Annotated in this window: 18 protein-coding genes; 10 read left to right on the top strand and 8 right to left on the bottom strand. The window is 70.3% G+C overall.

Features of this window, described 5'->3' with window-relative positions; genetic code table 11:
* Window positions 1–8 precede the first annotated feature (8 nt).
* The 5 genes from ACIA3K_RS26965 to ACIA3K_RS26945 all read right to left on the bottom strand — a co-directional run bounded on the left by ACIA3K_RS26965 (window position 9) and on the right by ACIA3K_RS26945 (window position 5,475).
* On the bottom strand, window positions 9–1,061 hold the full coding sequence (locus tag ACIA3K_RS26965; protein WP_396804452.1) for a serine/threonine-protein kinase: 1,053 nt from the start codon (window positions 1,059–1,061) through the stop codon (window positions 9–11).
* Window positions 1,062–1,261: 200 nt separating this feature from the next.
* Window positions 1,262–1,672, bottom strand: coding sequence for a hypothetical protein (locus tag ACIA3K_RS26960; protein WP_396804451.1), 411 nt, complete (start codon window positions 1,670–1,672; stop codon window positions 1,262–1,264).
* Complete coding sequence (locus tag ACIA3K_RS26955; RefSeq protein WP_396804450.1) at window positions 1,672–3,054, bottom strand: WXG100 family type VII secretion target; 1,383 nt, start codon at window positions 3,052–3,054, stop codon at window positions 1,672–1,674. Before ACIA3K_RS26955 ends, ACIA3K_RS26960 begins: the two co-directional genes overlap by 1 nt.
* A complete protein-coding gene (locus ACIA3K_RS26950) occupies window positions 3,051–3,383 on the bottom strand; it encodes a hypothetical protein (protein ID WP_396804449.1) in 333 nt (110 codons plus the stop codon). Before ACIA3K_RS26950 ends, ACIA3K_RS26955 begins: the two co-directional genes overlap by 4 nt.
* A 193-nt stretch (window positions 3,384–3,576) precedes the next feature.
* A complete protein-coding gene (locus ACIA3K_RS26945) occupies window positions 3,577–5,475 on the bottom strand; it encodes an N-6 DNA methylase (protein WP_396804448.1) in 1,899 nt (632 codons plus the stop codon).
* A gap of 102 nt (window positions 5,476–5,577) precedes the next feature.
* On the opposite strand from ACIA3K_RS26945, the gene ACIA3K_RS26940 reads away from it, so the two are divergent.
* The 5 genes from ACIA3K_RS26940 (at window position 5,578) to ACIA3K_RS26920 (ending at window position 11,994) form a co-directional block, all read left to right on the top strand.
* Window positions 5,578–6,138: a DUF4352 domain-containing protein gene (locus tag ACIA3K_RS26940; protein ID WP_396804447.1), complete on the top strand. Its 561-nt coding sequence runs from the start codon at window positions 5,578–5,580 to the stop codon at window positions 6,136–6,138.
* Between the two features lie 275 nt (window positions 6,139–6,413).
* Window positions 6,414–7,313, top strand: coding sequence for a hypothetical protein (locus ACIA3K_RS26935; protein WP_396804446.1), 900 nt, complete (start codon window positions 6,414–6,416; stop codon window positions 7,311–7,313).
* Window positions 7,314–7,396: 83 nt separating this feature from the next.
* Window positions 7,397–9,847 (top strand): AAA family ATPase, encoded by a 2,451-nt coding sequence (locus ACIA3K_RS26930; RefSeq protein WP_396804445.1) that lies wholly within the window; start codon window positions 7,397–7,399, stop codon window positions 9,845–9,847.
* Window positions 9,844–10,236: a hypothetical protein gene (locus tag ACIA3K_RS26925; RefSeq protein ID WP_396804444.1), complete on the top strand. Its 393-nt coding sequence runs from the start codon at window positions 9,844–9,846 to the stop codon at window positions 10,234–10,236. Before ACIA3K_RS26930 ends, ACIA3K_RS26925 begins: the two co-directional genes overlap by 4 nt.
* A gap of 120 nt (window positions 10,237–10,356) precedes the next feature.
* Entirely contained in the window at window positions 10,357–11,994 is a 1,638-nt protein-coding gene (locus tag ACIA3K_RS26920; RefSeq protein WP_396804443.1) for a hypothetical protein, read from the top strand.
* Window positions 11,995–12,037: 43 nt separating this feature from the next.
* Here ACIA3K_RS26920 and ACIA3K_RS26915 read toward each other — a convergent pair whose 3' ends face one another.
* Window positions 12,038–12,808 (bottom strand): hypothetical protein, encoded by a 771-nt coding sequence (locus ACIA3K_RS26915; RefSeq protein WP_396804442.1) that lies wholly within the window; start codon window positions 12,806–12,808, stop codon window positions 12,038–12,040.
* The gene (locus ACIA3K_RS26910) at window positions 12,795–13,124 is read right to left on the bottom strand and encodes an RNA polymerase sigma factor (protein ID WP_396804441.1); all 330 of its coding nucleotides are present in this window, start codon (window positions 13,122–13,124) and stop codon (window positions 12,795–12,797) included. The genes ACIA3K_RS26915 and ACIA3K_RS26910 overlap by 14 nt, the downstream gene beginning before the upstream one ends.
* 129 nt (window positions 13,125–13,253) lie before the next feature.
* Here ACIA3K_RS26910 and ACIA3K_RS26905 point away from each other — a divergent pair, with 129 nt between their 5' ends.
* From ACIA3K_RS26905 to ACIA3K_RS26885, 5 genes are all read left to right on the top strand, one after another.
* A complete protein-coding gene (locus tag ACIA3K_RS26905; protein WP_396804440.1) occupies window positions 13,254–13,730 on the top strand; it encodes a hypothetical protein in 477 nt (158 codons plus the stop codon).
* Between the two features lie 27 nt (window positions 13,731–13,757).
* A complete protein-coding gene (locus tag ACIA3K_RS26900) occupies window positions 13,758–15,554 on the top strand; it encodes a glycoside hydrolase family 15 protein (RefSeq protein ID WP_396804439.1) in 1,797 nt (598 codons plus the stop codon).
* Window positions 15,555–15,676: 122 nt separating this feature from the next.
* A complete protein-coding gene (locus tag ACIA3K_RS26895; protein ID WP_396804502.1) occupies window positions 15,677–16,171 on the top strand; it encodes a hypothetical protein in 495 nt (164 codons plus the stop codon).
* Window positions 16,172–16,216: 45 nt separating this feature from the next.
* On the top strand, window positions 16,217–17,056 hold the full coding sequence (locus tag ACIA3K_RS26890; RefSeq protein ID WP_396804438.1) for an aldo/keto reductase: 840 nt from the start codon (window positions 16,217–16,219) through the stop codon (window positions 17,054–17,056).
* A gap of 46 nt (window positions 17,057–17,102) precedes the next feature.
* Window positions 17,103–18,338, top strand: a complete 1,236-nt coding sequence (locus tag ACIA3K_RS26885) for a hypothetical protein (protein WP_396804437.1) — start codon at window positions 17,103–17,105, stop codon at window positions 18,336–18,338.
* A 272-nt stretch (window positions 18,339–18,610) separates the two neighbouring features.
* Here ACIA3K_RS26885 and ACIA3K_RS26880 read toward each other — a convergent pair whose 3' ends face one another.
* Entirely contained in the window at window positions 18,611–20,680 is a 2,070-nt protein-coding gene (locus tag ACIA3K_RS26880) for a phosphocholine-specific phospholipase C (protein ID WP_396804436.1), read from the bottom strand.
* Window positions 20,681–20,767 lie beyond the last annotated feature (87 nt).

Here is a 20,767-nt window from a genome sequence, read left to right as displayed (position 1 = left end):
GTGCCTTCCTACAGGGTCGAGCGGCGGGCATACTGGCGGCGCACCTTGTCGACCAGCCACGTCACGTCGGTGGACGCCTTGGCGGGTGGCTGGCGATCGGGCTTGGCCGGTTCCGGAGGGATCGCATCCTCGATGACCGGCGTGCCCTCCGGGTCCTCTCGCGGATCATCCAAGTCCGGCGGGACCAGCAGCTCGGTGCCACCGTCATAGGTGAGGTCGGCGACTTCCTGGCGCAGGGCATGGACGCTCTTGCCGCTGGTGGCGGTGGCGACGGCGAGCAGCCGGCCGCGTACGTCGGTGAGGCCGGGCCGAGCGGTGGGGTCGTAGGCGAGCATCGCGCCGAGCAACTGCACCAGCTCGGTCGGCACCCCGGAGAGGTCGGGAAGATCGTTCGGCTCGCTGATGCGCAGCAGCAGATTCCACGAGTTGGTCGGTGGGTAGAGCCCACGCCCGCTCAGCGCGAAGACCAGGGTCGCCGCGAGCGCATAGACGTCCACCGCCGGGGTGAGGTCCCGCTCGCCCTTGACCTGCTCGGGCGACATGTAGGCGGGAGTGCCGACGAACGCGCCGGGCTCGGTCAGGTAGTCGTTCCGGTCGATCAGCATCGCCAGCCCGAAGTCGATCAGCTTGGGACCGTCGGGGCCGAGGATGATGTTCTGCGGTTTGAGGTCTCGGTGCAGCAGCTTGACCTCGTGCACCTTGGCGAGGCCTTCGGCGAGCATCGCGCCGGCCATCGCGGCCAGCGGCAGGGAGAGCGGCCCCCGGGCGTCGACGTGCTGGCGCAGCGTGGCCCCGGGGACGTACTCCACGGCGAGCCAGGCCGGATTCGCGTACGCGTCGGCACCCTCCAAGCGGGCCACCCGAGAGCCGAAGACCAACTTGAGGCTCTCAACCTCGGTAGCGAACCGCTCACGTACCGTCGCCGCCTCAATCAGATGCTGCTTGATCACTTTGATGGCGACCCGCTCGGCGGTCGGCGACACCGCGAAGAACACGTCGCCCATACCGCCCGAGCCCAGCGGACGGACCAGCTCGTAGCCGCCGATACTGCCTAGCGTCATTCGTCCCCCTCGCAATGACACCCGCCTAAAATGCTCGCCCGCTTGCCGACCGGACGCCTAGGCGGACGCATGACCGTACAACGTTGAACTTTCCACGAGGAAGCGTCCGAACGGGGGTTCTTGTTAGGCGCCGTATTAATGCTGATGTGGCAGCTAGGGTCCGGCGTCACTGTCCGATTTTTGACTCGGAGAGCGGCTTGTCAACCGTTCCAGAACATCAGTTCGCGCGCCTGCCGTGAACAGGCCGTCAGCTCCGGCACGCCGCGCGGCGGGACGACGTAGTCCCGCTCACGGATGAGCGCGAGAAAATCCTGGGGCAATGCGATGCGGTGACGCCCCACGTAATAGGCGAGGTCCTTCCGCCAAAGCCAGTCACCGTCAGTCACGACGGTCGAGCCGTTCATCACCTGCCGGGTCGAGTCAAAGGCGTCGTCGGCGACGTCCATCACGTCGATGAGGACGTGCCCCGACTTCAGATAGGCGACCACCTGGGTGAGGTCGGGCAGTTCCTCGTCAGCGACGCTGTCGAGGATGCTCTCCTGCGGCTCGGCCGAGCGGACCGGCCCGAGTTCGCGGAACATCCCCGCCGTCTTCAACTGACCGCCGCCCATCAACGCCCGCCGTTCGGATAGAAGGTCTTCCACTCCCCGTTGCCCCGGATCATCGGGGTCTGCCCAACCGGACCATACCGGTCGACACCGACGGCGTCCGTCGGCGCCGTCACGGGCACCCCGAGAGCGTCGGCAACCCGTTGCGCCGCTGGCGGCACGCCAAGTTCGGGGTCGACATTGCCGGTGTGACAGGACACCAGGCGCACCGGGCCGCCGTCGTAGTGAGGATTGGCGCGGATCGCATCGGCGATCTGCTGTGGGTCGGTGAGATTCGCGGGATGGTCGCCGCCGTCCGCACCCACGAGGCCCGGCCGGAACAAACCAGTGGGTTCACCGTGTACGACCACATCGTGATGGCCAGGTTTGGGCGCGACGGCATCGAAGTTGCGCATCGTGGCGCTGTCGTAGCCGATGGCCGTGCTGTTCGGCCGGTGGTAGACCGGGTCTCCTGCGGGAAGGTTCGCGTCAGGCGGTGGCGGCACCTGAGGATGCGCGGAGGGATCCTCCCAATCCGACCGACGCCCCATCGAATCGAGATCAGGATCTCCCCACGGCGCTGTGCGTCCACCAGTTGTGCCGCCATGCACAGGGCTGACCGGGTCTGTGCGGGCAGCCCGCCGGAGCAGGCCGTTGAGATCGTCGATCAGGTCGCCCAGGCGGCTGAGCAGCGGGGTCAGCCGACGCAGGCTGCTGATCAGCGCGCTGATCAGCTCGCCGATCCGCGCCGCCCACTTGGCCACCAGGCTGCCCACCTGGGAGATCACCAACGGAGTCGCGATGCCCAGCGTCCCGCCGGCCTCGGCCAGCCAGAGCGGCAACCTGACCGCTAGCACCGAGACGAAGTCCGCGATCAGGTCCCTCACCAGCTCGCGGACCAATGCCACCAACAGTCCGGCGCCCTCCACGAGGGCAGCGATGCCGCCGGCAGCCCGCGCGATGGCCTCCATCGCTCGCACCTGACCCGACATGTGCGCCCGGTATGACCGCGCCGAGGCGCCCTCCCATTCACCGAGCTGCGTGGAGACTGCCGCTTGCAGGTCCGCCAGGGCGTCGGTGCTCTGCTTAGCGACGTTGCGCCACGTGTGCGCGTAGGCGTTGATCTGATCCGGGTCGCCGGCCAGCCAGTCCAGCGCGTCGGACAGCGGCCTGACGTGTTCGAGCAACCAGCCGACGCCCCAACTGACCAGCGAGCCGAGCGGATCGAGCACAGTGGCCAGCGCGTCCATCGACGTGGCGACACCACCGATCGTCGAGTCGATCCAGCTTCCCGACTCAATTCCCGACACCGTGTCGGCGACGTCCTCGACCAATCCGAGCCCGGTGTACCACCGAGTCGAGTCGTGGCGCTCGACCATGAGCGGGTTGGCCGCCATGTCGGTCACAGCGGCAGTTCCAGCCGGCCGGCTCTGTCGGCGAATCGTCGCGCGCTAGCCTCGTCGGTGGCTTCGGTCGAGGCAGCAGCCAGTCGCAGGCCGGCCGCCGCCTCGCGCAGTGCTTCAGCGGACTCTCCCAGCGCGGTCACTGTCCTGTCCGCCACAGGGTCGATCAGACGGGGCAGAAACCCGCAGATCTGGCCGTACGCGTTCGTGCCCATCTGCACGTACGCCGCCGCGCCACGAGCGGTTGCCATCTTGTCGGCGGCGTCGTTGACCGCGGCGGCGTGGCGACTGACCGCCGCAACCGACATGCGCATCTCCGCGTCACCGGCCATCACTGAAGCCCTCACGCCCAGCGACCGGCTGCTCGTCAGCGGGGTTGGGGAAACGCCTGGCGAAGGTGTCGGTGACCGCCCGTCCGATTCCAGAGTCGGTGCCCATGGTGTCGTGACCTCCCCCATCGCGCTCGCGGCGTTCCGCTCAGCCCTCCACTGTGCCCCATGACCGCGATGGACGGTGTCCCAGCCATCAGGCATCTGGCCGCAGGGCCCCCCGCGCCAACCCGTCAGCGGTCAGTTGCGCCAGCTCCGCCCCGAGCGACGCGGCCTGACGGATCGCCGACTCGAAGGCGTCCAAGCGCCGGAACGCCTCCCCGTGCGCCCGCTGTTCGTCGAGCGACAGGCGCCGCACCTGCGCCCGTCGGATGTCGAACCGCATCGTCCCCGAGAGGCTCGACGCCTGCTTCTCGTTCGCCGATGTCCGCAGCTGGCCGGCCAGGAACCACGGATCCAAGGCCGCCGGGTTCGGCCGCAGCAGGTAGAGGTTACGCCCCAGCAGCGCCCCCTCGGTCGTGACCACCCGTGCGGTGAGTTGCCGCGCGATCATCGGCACCACGACGTCCCCCACAGCGAGGGGAATCTCCTGACCAAGCCGGTCGTCGACCCGCCCGGACGCCGCTACCCCGGCGAGCACGTCCGGCACGGTGAGCACCGGCGGACCGTCCGGTGCGGGTGTGGACGTGCCGGCGCGGACCGGCCCGATCAGATGCAGAGCCCCGGTCTTGGCCAACTCCCCCACCGTCAGGAACGCACCGTCCGGCTCCCCTGGCGCGGGTGTGACCTGCGGCAGCAGCGCCGGCAGCTCGCCGACGATGGCGGCCAGCCGCTCTCTGGTGCGTACCAGATGCTCGCCGGAAGCCTCGCTCACGACGGCGGGTTGCCGTCGGGCGGGGGTGAGGTCGACGTCCTCGTCGAGTAGTTCGATGACCGGGACCGCACGGGCGAACCCGGCCTCCTCGACGTTGCCGTCCGGGGCGGCGGCGAAGGCCCGCCACGCGGCCAGCACGCGCGGCGCGGTGTCGGCCAGGTCGCCGGCGGCGGCGTCGATCAGCAGCGCCCGCGCAGGTGGCGGCGCGTCGGTGGCGGCGCGGCGCAGCACCCACAGGTGCAGGGGTACGCCGTGTGGCGCCGCCACTCCCGGCGGAAGGGCGATGACGGCGCGCAGGTGGCCGCGGCGCAGTAGTTCGCCACGGATCCGTTTGCCGGCACGGCGGCTGGCCACAGTGGGTGGCATCAGCAGGACGGCGTGTCCGCCGACCCGCAGGTGGGCCAGGGCGTGCTGTGCCCAGGCCAGCTCGGGTTCGGTGCGGGGTGTGGTGCCGACGATCCAGCGGGGGTCGTGACCGAGTTCGTCGTCGCCCCAGTTCGTGGCGCCGAACGGTGGGTGACAGACGACGGCGTCGACGGCGCGGCCGGCGAACGCGTCGGCGCGCAGGGTGTCGCCGGGGCTGACCTCCCCGGGAACGTCGTGCAGGGCCAGCCACAGGCCGGCGAGTTTGGCGAGGTCCTCGTCGAGTTCCTGCCCGTATACGGAGGTGCTGCCGGCGCGGACGGCGGCGCGGAGGATCGCGCCGGAGCCGGCGGCCGGGTCGAGTGTCGAGCCGCCGCCGACGTTGGCGAGCCCGATCATCAGGTCGGCGAGGTCGTCGGGGGTGGCGAAGGGGCGGCCGGGCCCGGGTGCGGAGAAGCGCTGCCACAGCTCGTCGAACGCGCCCTGCGGGCCCAACTGGTCGGCGAGGGCGTCGATGTCGGGCAGCAGCGGCGCGAGCTGCCCGACGGGGTGGCCGGTTCGGGAGCCGCGTTGTCGGGCCAGCAGCACCGCGCCGACGGCGGCGAGCCCACCGGCTGGGGTGTCGCTGGCCGCGGCGAGATGTCGCCAGAGCCGGTCGGCGGTGGCCAGCTCGGGAAGTTTGCCCTGGGCGCGTAGCCACTGCTCGATCTGGATCAGGTCGAACTCAGGGCTCGCCGTCGTCCCGCCCACCGGCGCGGGGAAGTCGGGATGCCGCTTACGCCAGTTGCTGACCGCGGCACGACCGACGCCGGCGAGCCGGGCGATCTCCGCTGCCGTGATGGTCGGGTTCTCCTGCACCCCGAAAGTCTCGCACATCCGTCAAGCACGAGATTGTCTGTTGACACCGTTCTAGGACGATGCTCTCATTGACGCCGCAACGTTCACATCAGGAGGACAGCGATGCGCAAGACCACGACTCTCGCCCTGCTCGCCACCGGCCTCATCGCCTTGGGCTGCGGTTCCGGCGCCGCCGACAAGGCGAGCGACTCCACCGGCGACGACAAGGCGAGCGGCACCATCAGCGAGGAGGGCAGTGCCAAGGCCGAAGAGAAGCCGGCGAAGACCGCGAAGATCGGTCAGCCGGCCCGGGACGGGAAGTTCGAGTTCACGGTCAAGTCGTCCAAGTGCGGCGTGGCCAAGATCGGCAGTGACGTGCTCGGCGCGAAGGCGCAGGGCCAGTTCTGCCTGGTCATGGTCAACGTGAAGAACATCGGCAAGGAGGCGCAGATGTTCGACGGCAGCAGCCAGAAGGCGTACGCGGCCGACGGCACCGAGTACTCCGCCGACACCGGCGCGGCCATCTACGCCAACAAGAACGCCGAGACGTTCCTCAACGACGTCAACCCGGGCAACCAGGTGACCGGCGTCGTGGTCTTCGACATCCCGAAGAACGTCAAGCTCACCAAGCTCGAGCTGCACGACTCGCCGTTCTCGGGCGGCGTCGACGTCACCCTCGGCTGATCTCGCCCACCGCCCGGAGCGGGTCTGAACGATCCGCCCCGGCTGTTCACACCATCCCTGTTCACAGAGGGAACCAAGTGATGACCAACCTGATCACACCAGATCCAAGCGAGAGCCCCGAGTGTCTGGAGTCGACCGCTGGCACCTCGTCCAACCCGCGAGTGACGCCTTCAGTGCGAGCACAGCGATCATCACCCTCTCGGACTGACTCGTTGCTCTTCATGGCGGTCCAGCACTCGACCGTACCGCTGTCCTTTCGCTGCTTGGAGACGACCATGGCCCTCCCACACCCGTACGGCACCCTCCGCTGCTCGGCGAAGAGTGTCCATCCGCGTCGAGCCGTCCGTGCCACCGCCACGCTGCTCACCACCGCCCTGCTGGCGACGATGCTCACCGGCTGCGGCGACGAGAAAAGCCCCACCGCCACGTCAGCGACCGCCTCACCGAGCGCGTCCGTTTCCCCCAACGCGTCACCGACGCCGCCGCTCGACCGAGACGGCGACGGTGTCCCCGACTCGAGCGACACCTATCCCGACGACCCGAAGAACACACCGCAGCAGCCACCGGTCAGCCTTGAGTGCGACACCGGCAACGACTGGGATGCGCTGCTTGTGGTGCGGCCCGGCAAGAACGGCCGTCCGGATTTCAGCGAGGTGTGGGCGGCCAAGCCGACGTCCTGTGACTCCCAGGCCGAGATCTACCCGGTGACCGAAACCGAAAAGGCGGCTTTGAAGACGTCCAAGTACAAGGACGGGAACATCACGACCCTGTACGAGATGTGTGCTGCCGTCGACCCCGAGGACACGTATCTGGAGGCGGACTACGCCGCCAGTAGCGAGCAGATCCCGGAGATCAACGCAGCCCTCCTGCTCTGTCCCACCTACCCGTACGCGAAGAAGTGGCGCGAGGCGGTGAAGCGCGGGCAGGCCGACGCCGACCTGGCAGCCCAGGGTCGGATCTTCGGCGAGGGCACCTTCCGCGTGGGTAAGGAAATCAAGCCCGGCACCTACGTCACCACCGACGTCGACGGCTGCTACTGGGAGAGGCAGAACGCCTCCGGCGACACGATCGACAACTACTTCACGAACAGCGCCCGACGGGTGCAGGTGACCATCCGCTCCTCCGACTACGCCTTCAGCTCCGAGAACTGCGGCGAGTGGCGCCCCGTGCGCTGAGCTGAGGCACCCACATCCACCGCTCACCCTGGGCGGGCCGACGAGTCGTCGGTCCGTGGACCCCGCACGCCCTGGAGACGATCATGACCCAGCCTCCGCAGCCCACCATGCCCCTGATCGAGCTGATCTTCGAGCGGCTGGCCGCCGCTGACCTGCCGACCGAGACCGCCGAGCTGGTCCTCGCCGCGCTCACCAGCGAGCAGGACCTGACCGCCGCCCTCGCCGGCGCCCCTACCCGGCTCGACCCCCACGCCCCCACCGGCGGCGACTCGGCGCAGCACATCTGGTTGAAGTCGGTGACCGTCGCCGGTTTTCGCGGCGTCGGCCCGGAGCGGACCCTCCAGGTCGATCCCGGTCCGGGCCTCACGCTGGTCGTCGGCCGTAACGGTTCCGGCAAGTCCAGCTTCGCCGAGGCCGTCGAGCTCGCCCTGACCGGGGACAGCGCACGGTGGGCCGACAAGACCAGCGTCTGGCGTACGGGGTGGCGCAACCTGCACAGCCCGGACCCGTGCTGGGTCGACGTGGAGCTGCGGGTCGACGGGGTGGCGACGCCGACCCGGGTGCACCGCGCCTGGCCGGTCGACGCGGGGCTGACCGACGCCGAGGTGACGGTGACCAGCGCGCACGGGCGGCACGGGGGCCTCGACGAACTGGGGCTGGCCCGCCCGCTGGAGCTGTACCGGCCGTTCCTCACCGCGGCCGAACTGGGCAAGCTCGCCTCCGGCACGCAGAGCCAGCTCTTCGACGCGCTCTTCGCGATCCTCGGGCTCGACGCGCTCACCGACGCCGATCAGGGTCTGCTACGCGCCGCCCGGCCGCACGACACCACCATCAAGGAGGTACGCGCACAGCGCACCGCCCTGGCCAACGCGCTCGCCGACATCACCGACGAGCGGGCCCAGCGGATCGCAGAACTGCTGCGCGGCCGGGGAGCCGTTGACCTCGGCGCGGTCACGGCGGTCCTCGACGAGCCGGACGAGGCGACCACCGACCGGGAGGTGCTGCTCTGCCGCGAGCTCGTTGACCTCGACCCGCCGCCGGTCGACGAGGTGACCCGGCTCGCCGGTCAGCTACGGCAGGCGGCCGACGAGGCGGTGCGGTACGACGGTGGTCGGTCCCGGGCCGCGTTGCGCAGCGCCGAACTGCTCCGCCTCGCCCTCGAACAGCACGAGGACGACGGCGACGGACCGTGCCCGGTGTGCGCCACCGGCACCCTGAACGGTGGATGGCGTGCCGCCGCCGCACAGTCCCTGACCGAGCTGCGGCAGCGCAGTGTCGCCGCCCAGACGGCGGCGACCCGGCTCACGGCTCTGCTGCGGCAGACGCACCACCTGATCGACGACCTCGCGGTGCCCGAGGGTCCGGGGTCGGAGGCGGCGGTCGGGGCACTGCGGGACGCCGTGGCGGCGCTTCGACGCGTACCCGGGGAGCCTGCCGCGCTGGCCGACCACCTGGCCGCGTGGTACCCGGCGGTGGTGGCAGCGGCGGACGCGGCCCGCGCGTACGCCGAGGGATTCTTGCGGCAGCGCGACACCGGCTGGCGGGCCGCCGCGGCCGACGTGCGCGAGTGGTTGACCGTTGCCGGCGGGCTTGCGGCGCGGGAGGCGGCCCTGGCCCGGTTGAAGGCCGCGCGCGCGTGGCTGAAGGAGGCGGCGATGGAGATCCGCAACGAGCGGATCGCGCCGTTCGCCGGGCATTCGCAGCGGATCTGGGCTCAGCTGCGGCAGGAGAGCAACGTCGAGTTGGGTGCGATGACGCTGGAGGGGATCAACAACCGGCGGCGGGTGGTCTTCCCGGTCAGCGTGGACGGCGCCGACAACGGCACCGCGCTGGGCGTGATGAGTCAGGGCGAGATGCAGGCGCTCGGGTTGGCCACGTTCCTGCCGCGCAGCTGTGCGCCGGAGAGCCCGTTCCGGTTCATCGTGGTCGACGACCCGGTGCAGAGCATGGATCCGTCGAAGGTGGATGGCCTGGCCCGGGTGCTCGCGGAGTTGGCCGAGCAGCGGCAGGTGGTCGTGTTCACGCATGACAGCCGTCTGCCGGACGCGGTGAGCCGGCTCGACCTGGGCCGTGCACGGATCGTCGAGGTGAACCGGGCGGAGAGGTCGGTGGTGACGCTGCGGGCCGGATCCGATCCGGTGACCCGCTATCTGAACGACGCCCACGCCCTGTCGCGCAACGACGAGATCCCCGCCGAGGTGCGCGGCCCGGTGGTGGCCGAGCTGTGCCGCTCCGCAGTGGAGGCCGCCTGCCACCGGGCGATCTGGCGGTCCCGGGTCGCGCGCGGCGTCCCGCACACCGACATCGAGTCGGCCATCGAGGGCGCGTCGCGCCGACTGGCGACCGTCGTCGCCCTGGCCGCGTTCGACGACGCCGAGAAGGGCGGTGACGTGCTCGGCTGGCTCCACCGCCGACACGGGCGGCGGGTCGTCGACGCGTACCAGGCGTGTCGGGAAGGGGTGCACGGCGCGTACCAGGCGGACCTGCCCGGCCTGGTCGCGGACGTCCGTCTCCTCGCCGGGGCGCTGTCGTGACCGCGCCGACGCCGCAGCGCTGCCTGGCGGCGGCCGACGAACTGCTGCGTGGATCCGGTCTGCTCGGAGCTGCGGCCCTAAGCGCCGGTTGGTGGCCGCGGGCCTGCGCCTGCCTGATCCGGCTCGCCCTCGAAGGCGGCGTCGACGCGTACTGGGGGCGGGTAAAGCCGACCGTCGCGGCCTGCCGCCAGGGCCGCGCGAAGCAGTTGATGCTGCGCGGCCGGCTCGGTCCGGGCTCGGAGGTCGCCCGCCGGGTGGCGTTCGCGTGGACGACGCTCTCCGCCGCCACGCACCACCACTGCTACGAGCTGGCGCCCACGGCGACCGAGTTGCGTCGCCTCCACAGCGAGGTGAGCACCCTCCTCGCCCGACTTGAACCGAGCGGCTAGACCTGTTCAGTCACTCGTGTGTGGACGCTACGGGGCTTGAAAGTGCCGCTCCGGTTGAGCCGGCGTGAGCAGCTTGACACTTACCGTGATGCCGCTGTTGCCGATCATGGAGGATGTGCGATGCCGCCCGAGTTCGAAGAATCCGCGAACAAGGTCTCCATGCCCGCTGACGACGTTCCCGACGCCACCGTTGCCCTTGACGAGGAACCGACAGTCAGCCTGGTCGAGATCGAGCCAGGGCTGGCCGTCCTCTTCGCGGACCAGCCGCCGGTCGGCTTCGACGTGATCCCCTTCGAGATGATGAGTACTCAGGCGAACAAGGGCCTGACCGACAAGCTGGCGTTGGCCTCGGGCATCGGCAATCTTGCGGCGCAGGGCGCGCAGAGCGCGGTCAACGCGCACGGCCTGGTGCGGCTGGCGCCCGAGACGCTGCAGGCGCTGAACAGGGCGCGACCGATGACGTCGGGCGGTTGGAATCTGGGCTCACTCGTCACCGGCAAGGGGAGGATCGCCGCCTCGGTGCGCTGGGCGCCTGTGACGGGGGCGCAGACCGCCTCCATACTCTCCGCTCTCGGGCCGGCCGCTGCGCTGCTGGCGCTGCAGGTGCAGCTGGCGTCGATCTCACGTCGTATCGACGAGAACGTCGAACTCACTCGTGACGTCCTTCGTGCCCTGCACGAGGATCAGTGGGCAACGCTGCTCGGCCTGCACGAGACGACAATGCGCGCCGTGCGCGAGGCCCAGGCGGCCGGCACCGTCAACGACCACATCTACTCCGCCATCGCGACCAGGGACCCGGACCTACGCAAGCAACGACTGCTCTTCCGGTCGTTCGTCCGCGGGCACATCGACGCGCTGGACACCGACGGGCAGAGCCGTCGTGCCCATATCCAGAAGAATGTCGAGCAGATCCTCGCCGACGCGCACGGCATGCTGATGGCAGAGTGGTCCTGGTATCGCTCTCAGGTGTTGCGAGCGAGTCACATCAGCCGCGACGAAGCCCATGCCGTCGAGAACGAGCGGCTTCTGGCCGAGTTGGTCGCCGACACCCAGCGCGAGCACAGCCGAGCCATGGACGAGGTCGGGGGTCTCCTCACCGACCTTGAACGTCAGTGCCGTCTGATCGCCGAACTCCCGGCCGAGCGGAGCCTGCCGTTCACCGCCAAGCGTCAGAACATTCGGGACACCGTCGCCATGGCCGAGGCCTTGGCCGAGCGGGTGGCGATTCTCCGCAACCGTGTGCACACGCAACCCGCTCCGCTGGACCCACCGCTCACCGCCTTCCCCGAGGCGGTGCCGGATGAGGTGCTGCGAATCCTTCGTTGGATAGTGCCCGGTGACCAACCCCTGCTGGCCATCGCCGATGTCAATCTCGACCGTCTCGTCGGCGACGACGCCTACCTCGGAGTGACACCCGACCGTTTCTTTATCTCGGCGCAGGGCGCCGTGCGCAAACAGGGGATCATTGAGCGCGAATTCCCCCTCGCGGACCTTCGCTACGTGCGGTTTCGCGAACGTGACAAGCGAGGCCCTGTCCTGGATGTCATCACGACCGAGGAGAACATCCGGCTCACCTTCGACGACTGGGCCGGCAAGGGGCAGGGGTTGGACGACACTCGCCGGCTTGCCAACCTTCTGGCCGCGGCGATGAACCTACCCGAGGCCGAGCGGCGCACCGATCCGCTGTTGACCGGCAGCCTTCGGGACGCTACTCGCCCGTCTATTCCGCCGGCGAAGGCGGACGCCCTCCCGAGGTAGAGCTCGTAGGCCCTGAAGGTGGGCTGCGCGGGGAAGACGTCGTTCAGCCCGGCAAGGCCGCCTTCATCACCAGCGAGGCGGCCGCGGGCGGGAGCGGAACATTGAGGAGAAGCTCATCCCCGCGGTCTTCGACCGGACCGATCATCACCGCGACCTCGTAACGATCGGGTGTGGCCCAGATGTCGGGCCAGGTCAACGACGGGCACAACATCTCTCGCGGACCCAACTGCAGTTCGTGAGGTTTGCCAGGAGCGAGATCAAACCCACCTCGGATCGCATCGATGCCCTGGGAACCGGGATCGCCCGGTCTGTTGACCATCGGCCCTCCGCCGACAATGACACCGTCCTTCAGATAGAGCACCTGAAAAAGCGATGGCGGACTGGAAGCCACATGGACCGCCCGCGTGGCGGCGAATGTCACCGTCACCGCTGGACCGGAGTCGGTTTTCACCTTGACCACCGAGGACACCTCCGCCGTAAGGAGGCTGCCCGGAGTGGGAACCACGTGGTCGTAGCGGTCGCCGCAGACGTACACCCCAGGCTCTTTCTTGGCAGTGGCGGTTGGCCCGGTGGGAGTCGACGGACCTGGACTCGCGCCCGTGCCGGTGGTCGGATCACCCCCGCCGACGATCCCGGCCGCGGCGACCGTTACCAGCGACAGCACCATGATCGAAGCAACGCCGGTTCCGGCCGCCAGCAGCCCTCGCCGTCGCCGGACACGTGCGCGCACGCGATCAGTGGCGAACGACGGCGGATCGGCCTCGTCCGCCACCCTGGCCAGGCGGTCCCGCCAAAGACGGTCATCGGACGGCACGGTCGTCCTCCCCTACGTCGTCGTGCAGCAGCCCGGCCAGGCGACGTCTACCGTCGTGCAGGTGGCGTTTCACCGTGCCGGCGCCGCAACCGAGTTGCGCGGCGATCTCCGGAATGGGCAGATCGACGTGGTAGTAGAGGACAACGCACGCACGTTGTTGTGGGGTGAGCTTCAGGAGCGCCGCCCGGAGGTCATGTCGGGCATCCGCAGCACGTGAGCCGTCCTCGACCCGATCCGGCGCCAGCGCGAATGGCATCACGCGCCGCCACACGTCCCGCCGCCGGACCCGATCGAGGTAGAGCGAGCGGGCCAGCATGACAGCTTCAGTGGCTTATGGTGATAAACCGGACGCCCGGTGGGTGAGCGTCCGGCGCGGATCACGCGCCGTTTCAGCCGAAGGGTGGACCGATGATTGAGCACGCCCGCGGCGTCGACGACTGCTGAGATGGACTGGGCCGGATGGGCGTTGTTCGGGTTGGTCGCCACCGCGGCGCTCACCGCGGCGATGATCACCGCGCAGCTGGCTGGCCTCACCCGGCTCGACCTTCCTCTGGTGCTCGGGACCTTCGTCACCGCCGATCCCGACCGGGCCCGGGTCGTCGGGTTCTTCCTGCACCTGTGCGCCGGTCAGGGTTTCGCCCTCGGGTACGCGGGCACGTTCGCGCTGTTGTACCGCGCCACCTGGTGGATCGGAGCGCTGCTCGGGATCGTGCACGTGGGGATCGCCCTGACAGTGTTGCTGCCGCTACTTCCCGGTGTCCACCCCCGCATGGCGTCGCAGCGGGCGGGACCGGCCAGCACGGCGGTGTTGGAGCCGCCCGGGCTGTTCGCCCTCAACTACGGCGTCCAGACTCCCCTGGTCACAGCCGTCGTCCACGTCGTCTACGGGGTCGCGCTCGGAATACTCCTGCAGGCCCGCTGACCCGGCGCTCGTCGAGGAGCGACCGCCGTGACCGGTGAGCGGCCGATCAGCGACTACGGGCTGCTCGGCGACACGCGTACCGCCGCCCTGGTCGCCAGTGACGGCGCGATGGACTGGCTCTGCGTGCCGCGCTTCGACGGCGAGCCGCTGTTCGGGAGGCTGGTCGGGGGCCCGGACGCCGGGACGTTCCGGGTCGGCCCGGCGCGTCCGGCCACGGTCCTCGAACGCCGGTACCGGCAGCACACCGCCACGCTGGAGACCACCTGGGCGGTGGGCGGCGGCCGACTCCGCCTCACCGAGGCGATGGTCGCCGAGGTCAGCGGTCGCCTGCTGCCCACGACACTGGTGGTGCGCCGGCTGTCGGCCGAGGGGGCGGCGGTCGACGCGGTGGTGGAGTTCGATCCCCGCCTGGGCGTACGGCACCGCCGGCCCCGGGTCCAGCAGCGGCATCGGACCCTGGTGTGTGAGTGGGGGGCGCTGGCGGTCGCTCTGGACAGCACGCCCACGTTCCGGATCGAACCGGGCCGAGCCACTCCGCTCACGGTCCGGCCCGGTCATCCGGTCACTCTCGTGCTGGCCGTGGCCCACCGTGAACCGCTGATCCACATCGAGCCGACGGCCGGCTGGGACCTGCTCGTCGCGGACGAGGCCCGCTGGCGCGCCTGGATCGCCGAGATCGACGAGCGGGTGCCCTTCCGGGAGCACGTCGTACGAAGCCTGCTCACGATGCGGCTGCTCACCTACTCCCCCTCGGGAGCGCCGGTGGCCGCGCCCACCACGTCCCTGCCCGAGGATCCCGGCGGGGAACGCAACTGGGACTACCGCTACGTCTGGCCCCGGGACGCCAGCATCGGCGTCAGCGCCTTCCTCAGCGTCGGCAAGGCCGACGAGGCCCAGGGCTTCCTCGCCTGGCTGTTGCACGCCAGCCGGCTGCAACGGCCACGCCTGCCGGCGCTGCTCACGCTGCATGGCCGGCACGTACCAGCGGAACGGGAACTCGATTGGCCCGGCTACCTCGACAGCCGCCCGGTACGCGTGGGCAACGCCGCCGCCGGTCAGCACCAGCTCGACGGCTACGGCTGGGTGATCGACGCGGCCTGGGCGTTCGCCCAGGCCGGACACCGCCTCTATGCCGAGACGTGGCGGGCGGTACGCGGTTTTGCCGACGTGGTCTGCCAATGTTGGCCGGAGCCCGATGCCGGTATCTGGGAGGTACGCGAGCCCGCCCAACACGTCCATTCCAAGCTCATGGGCTGGCTCGCGTTGGACCGTGCCCTGGCCATCGCCGACACGCACCCCCTGTCGGACCGGCAACGTCGACGCTGGCAGCGGTCCCGGGACGCCATCGCCGCCGAGGTCCGGACGCGCGGCGTCGACCCGAGCACGAACAGCTACGTCCGCACGTACGGCTCCCGGGATCTCGACGCGGCTCTGCTCGTCCTGCCGCTGCTCGGCCTGGACCGGACCGGGTCACCCCGGGTACGGGGCACCATCGACGCCATCCGGGACCGGCTGTCCGCCGGTGGTCCACTGCTCTACCGCTACCCGCCCGGGCGGGACGGCCTTCCCGGCACCGAGGGCGCGTTCCTGCCCTGCTCGTTCTGGCTCGTTCAGGCCCTGGCCCGCACCGGGCGTCGCCGCGAGGCCGTCGAGCTGTTCGAGGCCATGGTCGACCACGCGAGTCCCCTCGGCCTGTACGCCGAAGAGGCGGACCCGGCGACGGGCGCCCACCTCGGCAACTACCCCCAGACGCTGACCCACGCGGCGCTCGTCCAGGCCGCGCTCGCCATCCGCGACGCCGTTGGTGATCCCGGGCCTGCCTGAGGGTAAGTCGCACGGCTAGCGCCGCCGCGATGCTGTCGTCAGTATCGTGGACCAACCAGAGGCCGCCGGTTGAGGTATCGGGTCGCTTTCCGCACAACAGGTTCGACAAGGAGCACACCGTGATGGTTGGCCTTCGCGCCGGGCTGGTGGCGACGACACTCGTCGTCGCTCTCGCCGGATGCTCCGACAACGCCCGAAACGACGATCCGCCAGATCGGACCGCCAGCGTGAGCCCGACACCGGTCCAGACCGACAGGGAACCGATCACGAAACGGTTCCCGCGCCTCGGCGACTTCGTCGAAGCCCACTGGAAGGCAGCAACCGCCGGGGGCGAAAGCCGCGTCACCGTGCCGGGCCCGACCGACACGCAGATCGAGGCACTCGTCGTCCTACGGCCCGACACCATCGCCACGATCCTCAAGGGGTACGAGTGGCAGCCCGCGCCACCCGGCTGGGAAGCGTCGTTGAGCGCCGAGCTGCGTCCGTTCCTGCCCACCGGTGGCACCTGGCAGGTCAGTGAGAAGTACGCCGAGGAGGTGCAGACGGCCCAGTACAACGGCACCGTCTACCTCGATGCCGGCAGCGGCACGGTTTTCCTCCGGGTGATCGACAGTTGACCCAGCCCACGGTGACGCGCCACTCGTGCGAGTAGGGTCCCGATCATGACGATTCCGCACCTGAGCGCCGCCGACGGCACGACCCTGCCCGCGATCGGGCTCGGCACGTACCAGCTGAACGGCTCGGCGGGCGTCGACGCGATCGGGCACGCGATCCGGGCGGGTTACCGGCTGCTCGACTCGGCGGTGAACTACGAGAACGAGGGCGCGGTCGGTCGGGCCGTGCGGGACGCGGGCGACGGCGTACGCGACGAGCTGATCGTCACCTCGAAGCTGCCGGGGCGGCACCACGACCACGACGCGGCGCTGACCACGATCGAGGAGAGCGTGTTCCGCACCGGCCTCGACCGGATCGACCTGTACCTGATCCACTGGCCGAACCCCAAGGTCGACAGGTACGTGCAGGCGTGGCGGGCGCTCATCGAGGCGCGTGAGCGGGGTCTGGTGCGACACATCGGGCTCTCCAACTTCCTGCCGGAGCACATCGACCGGCTGGTTGCCGAGACCGGCGTCGCGCCGGTGGTCAACCAGATCGAGGTGCATCCGTACTTTCCGCAGCAGGAGGCGCTGGACTACCACCGGGAGCACGGCATCCTGGTGCAGGGGTGGAGTCCGCTGGGCCACGGCAACGACCTGCGACAGCACCCGGTCATCGCCGAGATCGCGGCCGCGCACGGCGTCAGCACCGCGCAGACGATCCTGGCCTGGCACGTGGCCCGCCAGGTGATCCCGCTGCCCAAGGCCGCGTCGCCGCAGCGGCAGGTCGAGAACCTGGACGTCTTCGGTATCGCGCTCACCGACGACCAGGTCGAGGCCATCACCGCGCTGGGCCGCCCGGACGGCCGGCTGTCGGATCAGGACCCCGCGGTGTACGAGGAGTTCTGACCGACCCGGCACGCCGGACGGTCAGCGCCTGGGAGAGCATGTCGGCGTGCTCGACGGACTTGACGACATCGACTGGGCGCGGCTGGGCCACGCCTACGGGGCGGCCGACGACGTGCCCGGCCAACTGCGCGCGCTGCTCTCCCCCGATGCGTCAATTCGGGACAAGGCCCTGGGTGAGCTGTACGGCAACGTGTTCCACCAGGGCAACCGGTTCGAGGCGAGCGCCTACGCGGTGCCGTTCCTGCTGGAGATGCTCACCGGTCCGGGGACTCCAGACCCGGCATCGGTGCTCGGCCTGTTGAGCGCCCTGGCTGTCGGGTTCGACGAGGGTGTCCTACCGGACGGCTTCCCGGTGGTCGAGTACCGCCGGGCCGCCGATGGCGGGCGGGCGCTGCTCGCGGCCAAGCCGCCGCCGTGGACCGGCAGCGACGAGACCGAGAAGGAGTACGTCGAGTACCTCTACGTCGAGTCGCTGTCCGAGGCGGATCAGGGCCGACTGTGGGCGTACGTCGCGCTGGCGACCTACGACGCGGTGCGCGCCGGGGTCCCCGTGTTCCGCGCCCTGCTGGGTCACTCCGATCCGGATGTACGCCTGGTCGCGGCGTACCTTCTCGCCTGGTTCCCCGAGGAGGCCGACGCCAGCGTGTCCGCGCTGGCCGGCGCGCTCGACGCCGCGTCGGGCGTCGCGGCGACGCCCGGCGAGGTGGCCACCATGCTGGTGTCCACGGGGCTGCTCGGCGCCGCGCCGAACATCCGTTGGTTGACCGATGCGCGCCCGCTGGTCCGCTGGGCCGCCGCGATCGGTCGGGCCCGGGTCCTCGGCGCTACGGCCGACCCGGCGACCGTCGCCGAGTTGTTGGGCTGGGCGGCGCTGGCCTCCGGCGATGCCCTGGTCGAGCCGGTGGAGGGTGAGTGGGTGCCGTTCCTCGGTGGCGATCTCGGCGGCTACGCGGCGCTCGCCCTACGGCAGCTCGGTCCGCGACACGCCGACCGCGCGTTCGACGCGCTGCTCGACCGGCTGCCCACCGTGGACGGCGACCGGTCGCTGACACTGCTCGGCGCGGCACTGCGCCTCGCCTTCCCGGACGGTCCGCTGCCGGCAGGAACGCCGGTCCACGCGTTGACGCCCCAGCAGCGGCGGCTCGCCGAGGCCCTGGGCAGCTCCACCGAGCCGTGGCTGATCGACGGGCAGGAGTTCGGCAACGTGGCCGAACTGGTCGGCGGGTACGGCCTCCCCGCGAGCAGACCGGCGATACGCGCCTACCTCGCCCGCACCCCGTAGCGGCACGTCGCCCCGCAGCCCTAGCGGCACGTCACCGGCAACCCGTCGATCGCTACCGCGGGTCACCTCTGCGCGGGCGGGTGCCCCGACGAGCGTGATGCCTGTGTGGCATCAAGATGCCACTGAGGCATCAGGCTCACCCGGACATCCGCCTCCGACCACCGAGCACAGATCGTCCACCGCGCCAACCGCCACCTGCCACGGGTCGCCCCCACCGGCGGCGAACGCACGCGGCACCGGGGCAGCGGTGAACCCGGTGCCGCGCGCGTCCGTCAGACGAGCCCGCCGAGGGCCGGGTCGCTGATGCTGTCCTTGCCGTTCTCGACGTGGCCCGCGCAGCGGTACGCGAAGCCGGGGTCACCCGCGACGGCGACCGTGAGGTCGTACCAGCCGTGCGTGCGGGCCAGCGGCCAGGTGGCGCGCTCGGTGTGACCGGGGCGCAGTGACAGCGTGACCGGCCGGGAGTGGTAGCCGTCCCGGACGGTCACCTCGACCCGCTTCGGCCAACGGTTGGTGATCGTCAGCTCGATCTTGTCGCCCCGCTCGTCGACGGCGGGCGTGATGTCGAGATCCGAGCGGCCGGCGGCGAACCGGCGGAAGAAGCCGTTCGGTCCGTGCACCGACAGGTCGTACCCGGAGGAGATCTGCCAGGTGTCGGCCAGGCGCTTGCCCGGCTCGACCGTGTAGCTGCGCGGCGCGGCCGTGCTACCGGCCTGACGGACCTGGAAGACCGCTCCCGCGCCGCCGGTGTTGCGGAAGTCGATCCGGAACTCGCCGTCGCCCCGACGTCCGTCGGCGTGCAGGGCGTACGGGATCGCCCGCGCCGGCCGTACACCGCGCTCCTGCTCGGGCAGCCGCCCCTCGGCCGGCGGTACCGGCACCTCGTCGGGGTGCCGGACCAGGTCCTCGGGCTTGAAGTCGTCGGTGTCCGGCAGCTTCACGTCACGCGAGCGGTTCGGGTGCCGGAAGTCGAAGGCCGTGGTCAGGTCACCGACGACGGCACGCCGCCACGGCGTGATGTTCTTCTCGACCAGGTCCGGCCGGCCGTGCCCGAACCGCGTCTCCAGGAACTTGATCAGCGAGGTGTGGTCGAAGACCTGCGAGTTGACGTAGCCGCCCCGCGTCCACGGCGACACGATGATCATGGGTACGCGGATGCCGAGGCCGTACGGGCCCGCCGGGTGGTCGGCGTCGCCGGGGAAGATCTCGTTGGTGGTCGGCACGGTCGACTGTCCGTGCTCGCGCGTCTGCGGAGGCGTCGGCGGGACCACGTGGTCGAAGAAGCCGCCCTCCTCGTCGTACGTGATGAAGAGCGCCATCTTGCTCCACACCTCGGGGTGCGACGCGAGGATGTCGATGACCTGCGAGACGTACCAGGAGCCGTAGGCCGGTTCCCAGTTCGGGTGCTCGGTGTACGCCTCGGGCGCGGTGATCCAGGAGACCTGCGGCAGGCGTCCCGCCTCGACGTCGGCCCGGAAGTCGGCCAGCAGCGCCTCGGGGTCGCGGCCCTGGGTACGGATCTCGGTGCCGGTCTTCGCGCGGTCCGCCAGCGGCGTGCCGGGCTGCGCGTTCTGGTACTGGTGGAAGTAGAGCAGCGAGTTGTCGCCGTAGTTGCCGATGTACGGGTCGTTCGTCCATCCCCAGGAGCCGGCGGCGTTGAGCCCGGTGCCGACGTCCTGGTAGATCTTCCAGGAGATGCCGTTGCGCTCCAACCGCTCCGGGTACGTCGACCAGTCGTAGCCGGCCTCGGCGTTGGTGATGACCGGGCCGCCGCCCTTGCCGTCGTTGCCGACCCAGCCGCTCCACATGTGGTAGCGGTTCGGGTCGGTCGGCCCGATCAGCGAGCAGTGGTAGCTGTCGCAGACGGTGAACGCGTCCGCGAGCGCGTAGTGGTAGGGCAGGTCCTGCCGGGTGTGGTACGTCATCGACGTGACGCCCTTGTTCGGCACCCACCCGTCGAACCGGCCGTCGTTCCAGGCGGCGTGCCCGTCGTTCCAGCCGTGCGGCGGGTCCGGCAGGAAGGTCTGGCCGAGGTCCTTCACCTCGGGGCGGAACGGCAGCAGCTCGTCGGCGCCGTCGGGCTGGTGCCAGACGTCCTTGCCCGACGGCAGGGTCACCGGATGCGGGTCGCCGAAGCCGCGCACGCCACGCATGGTGCCGAAGTAGTGGTCGAAGGACCGGTTCTCCTGCATCAGGATGATCACGTGCTCGACGTCCTCGATCGAGCCGGTCCGGTCGTTCGCCGGGATGGCGAGCGCCTTGCTGAGGTCCAGCGGGAGCGCCGCGCCGATCGCGGGAACTCCCATCGCCTTGAGGAACGTACGCCGATCCACCGTGCCCATAACTCCGCCTTTGTGTGCTCTGGTCGAGAAACTGGCGACCGGACGCTATCGGGGGCGGGTTGACGGCAGATGACCATAATTGGGCCG

This window comes from Micromonospora sp. NPDC051543, assembly GCF_044454415.1.
Lineage (GTDB): Bacteria > Actinomycetota > Actinomycetes > Mycobacteriales > Micromonosporaceae > Micromonospora.
This window is presented reverse-complemented; position numbering and strand designations above follow the sequence as displayed.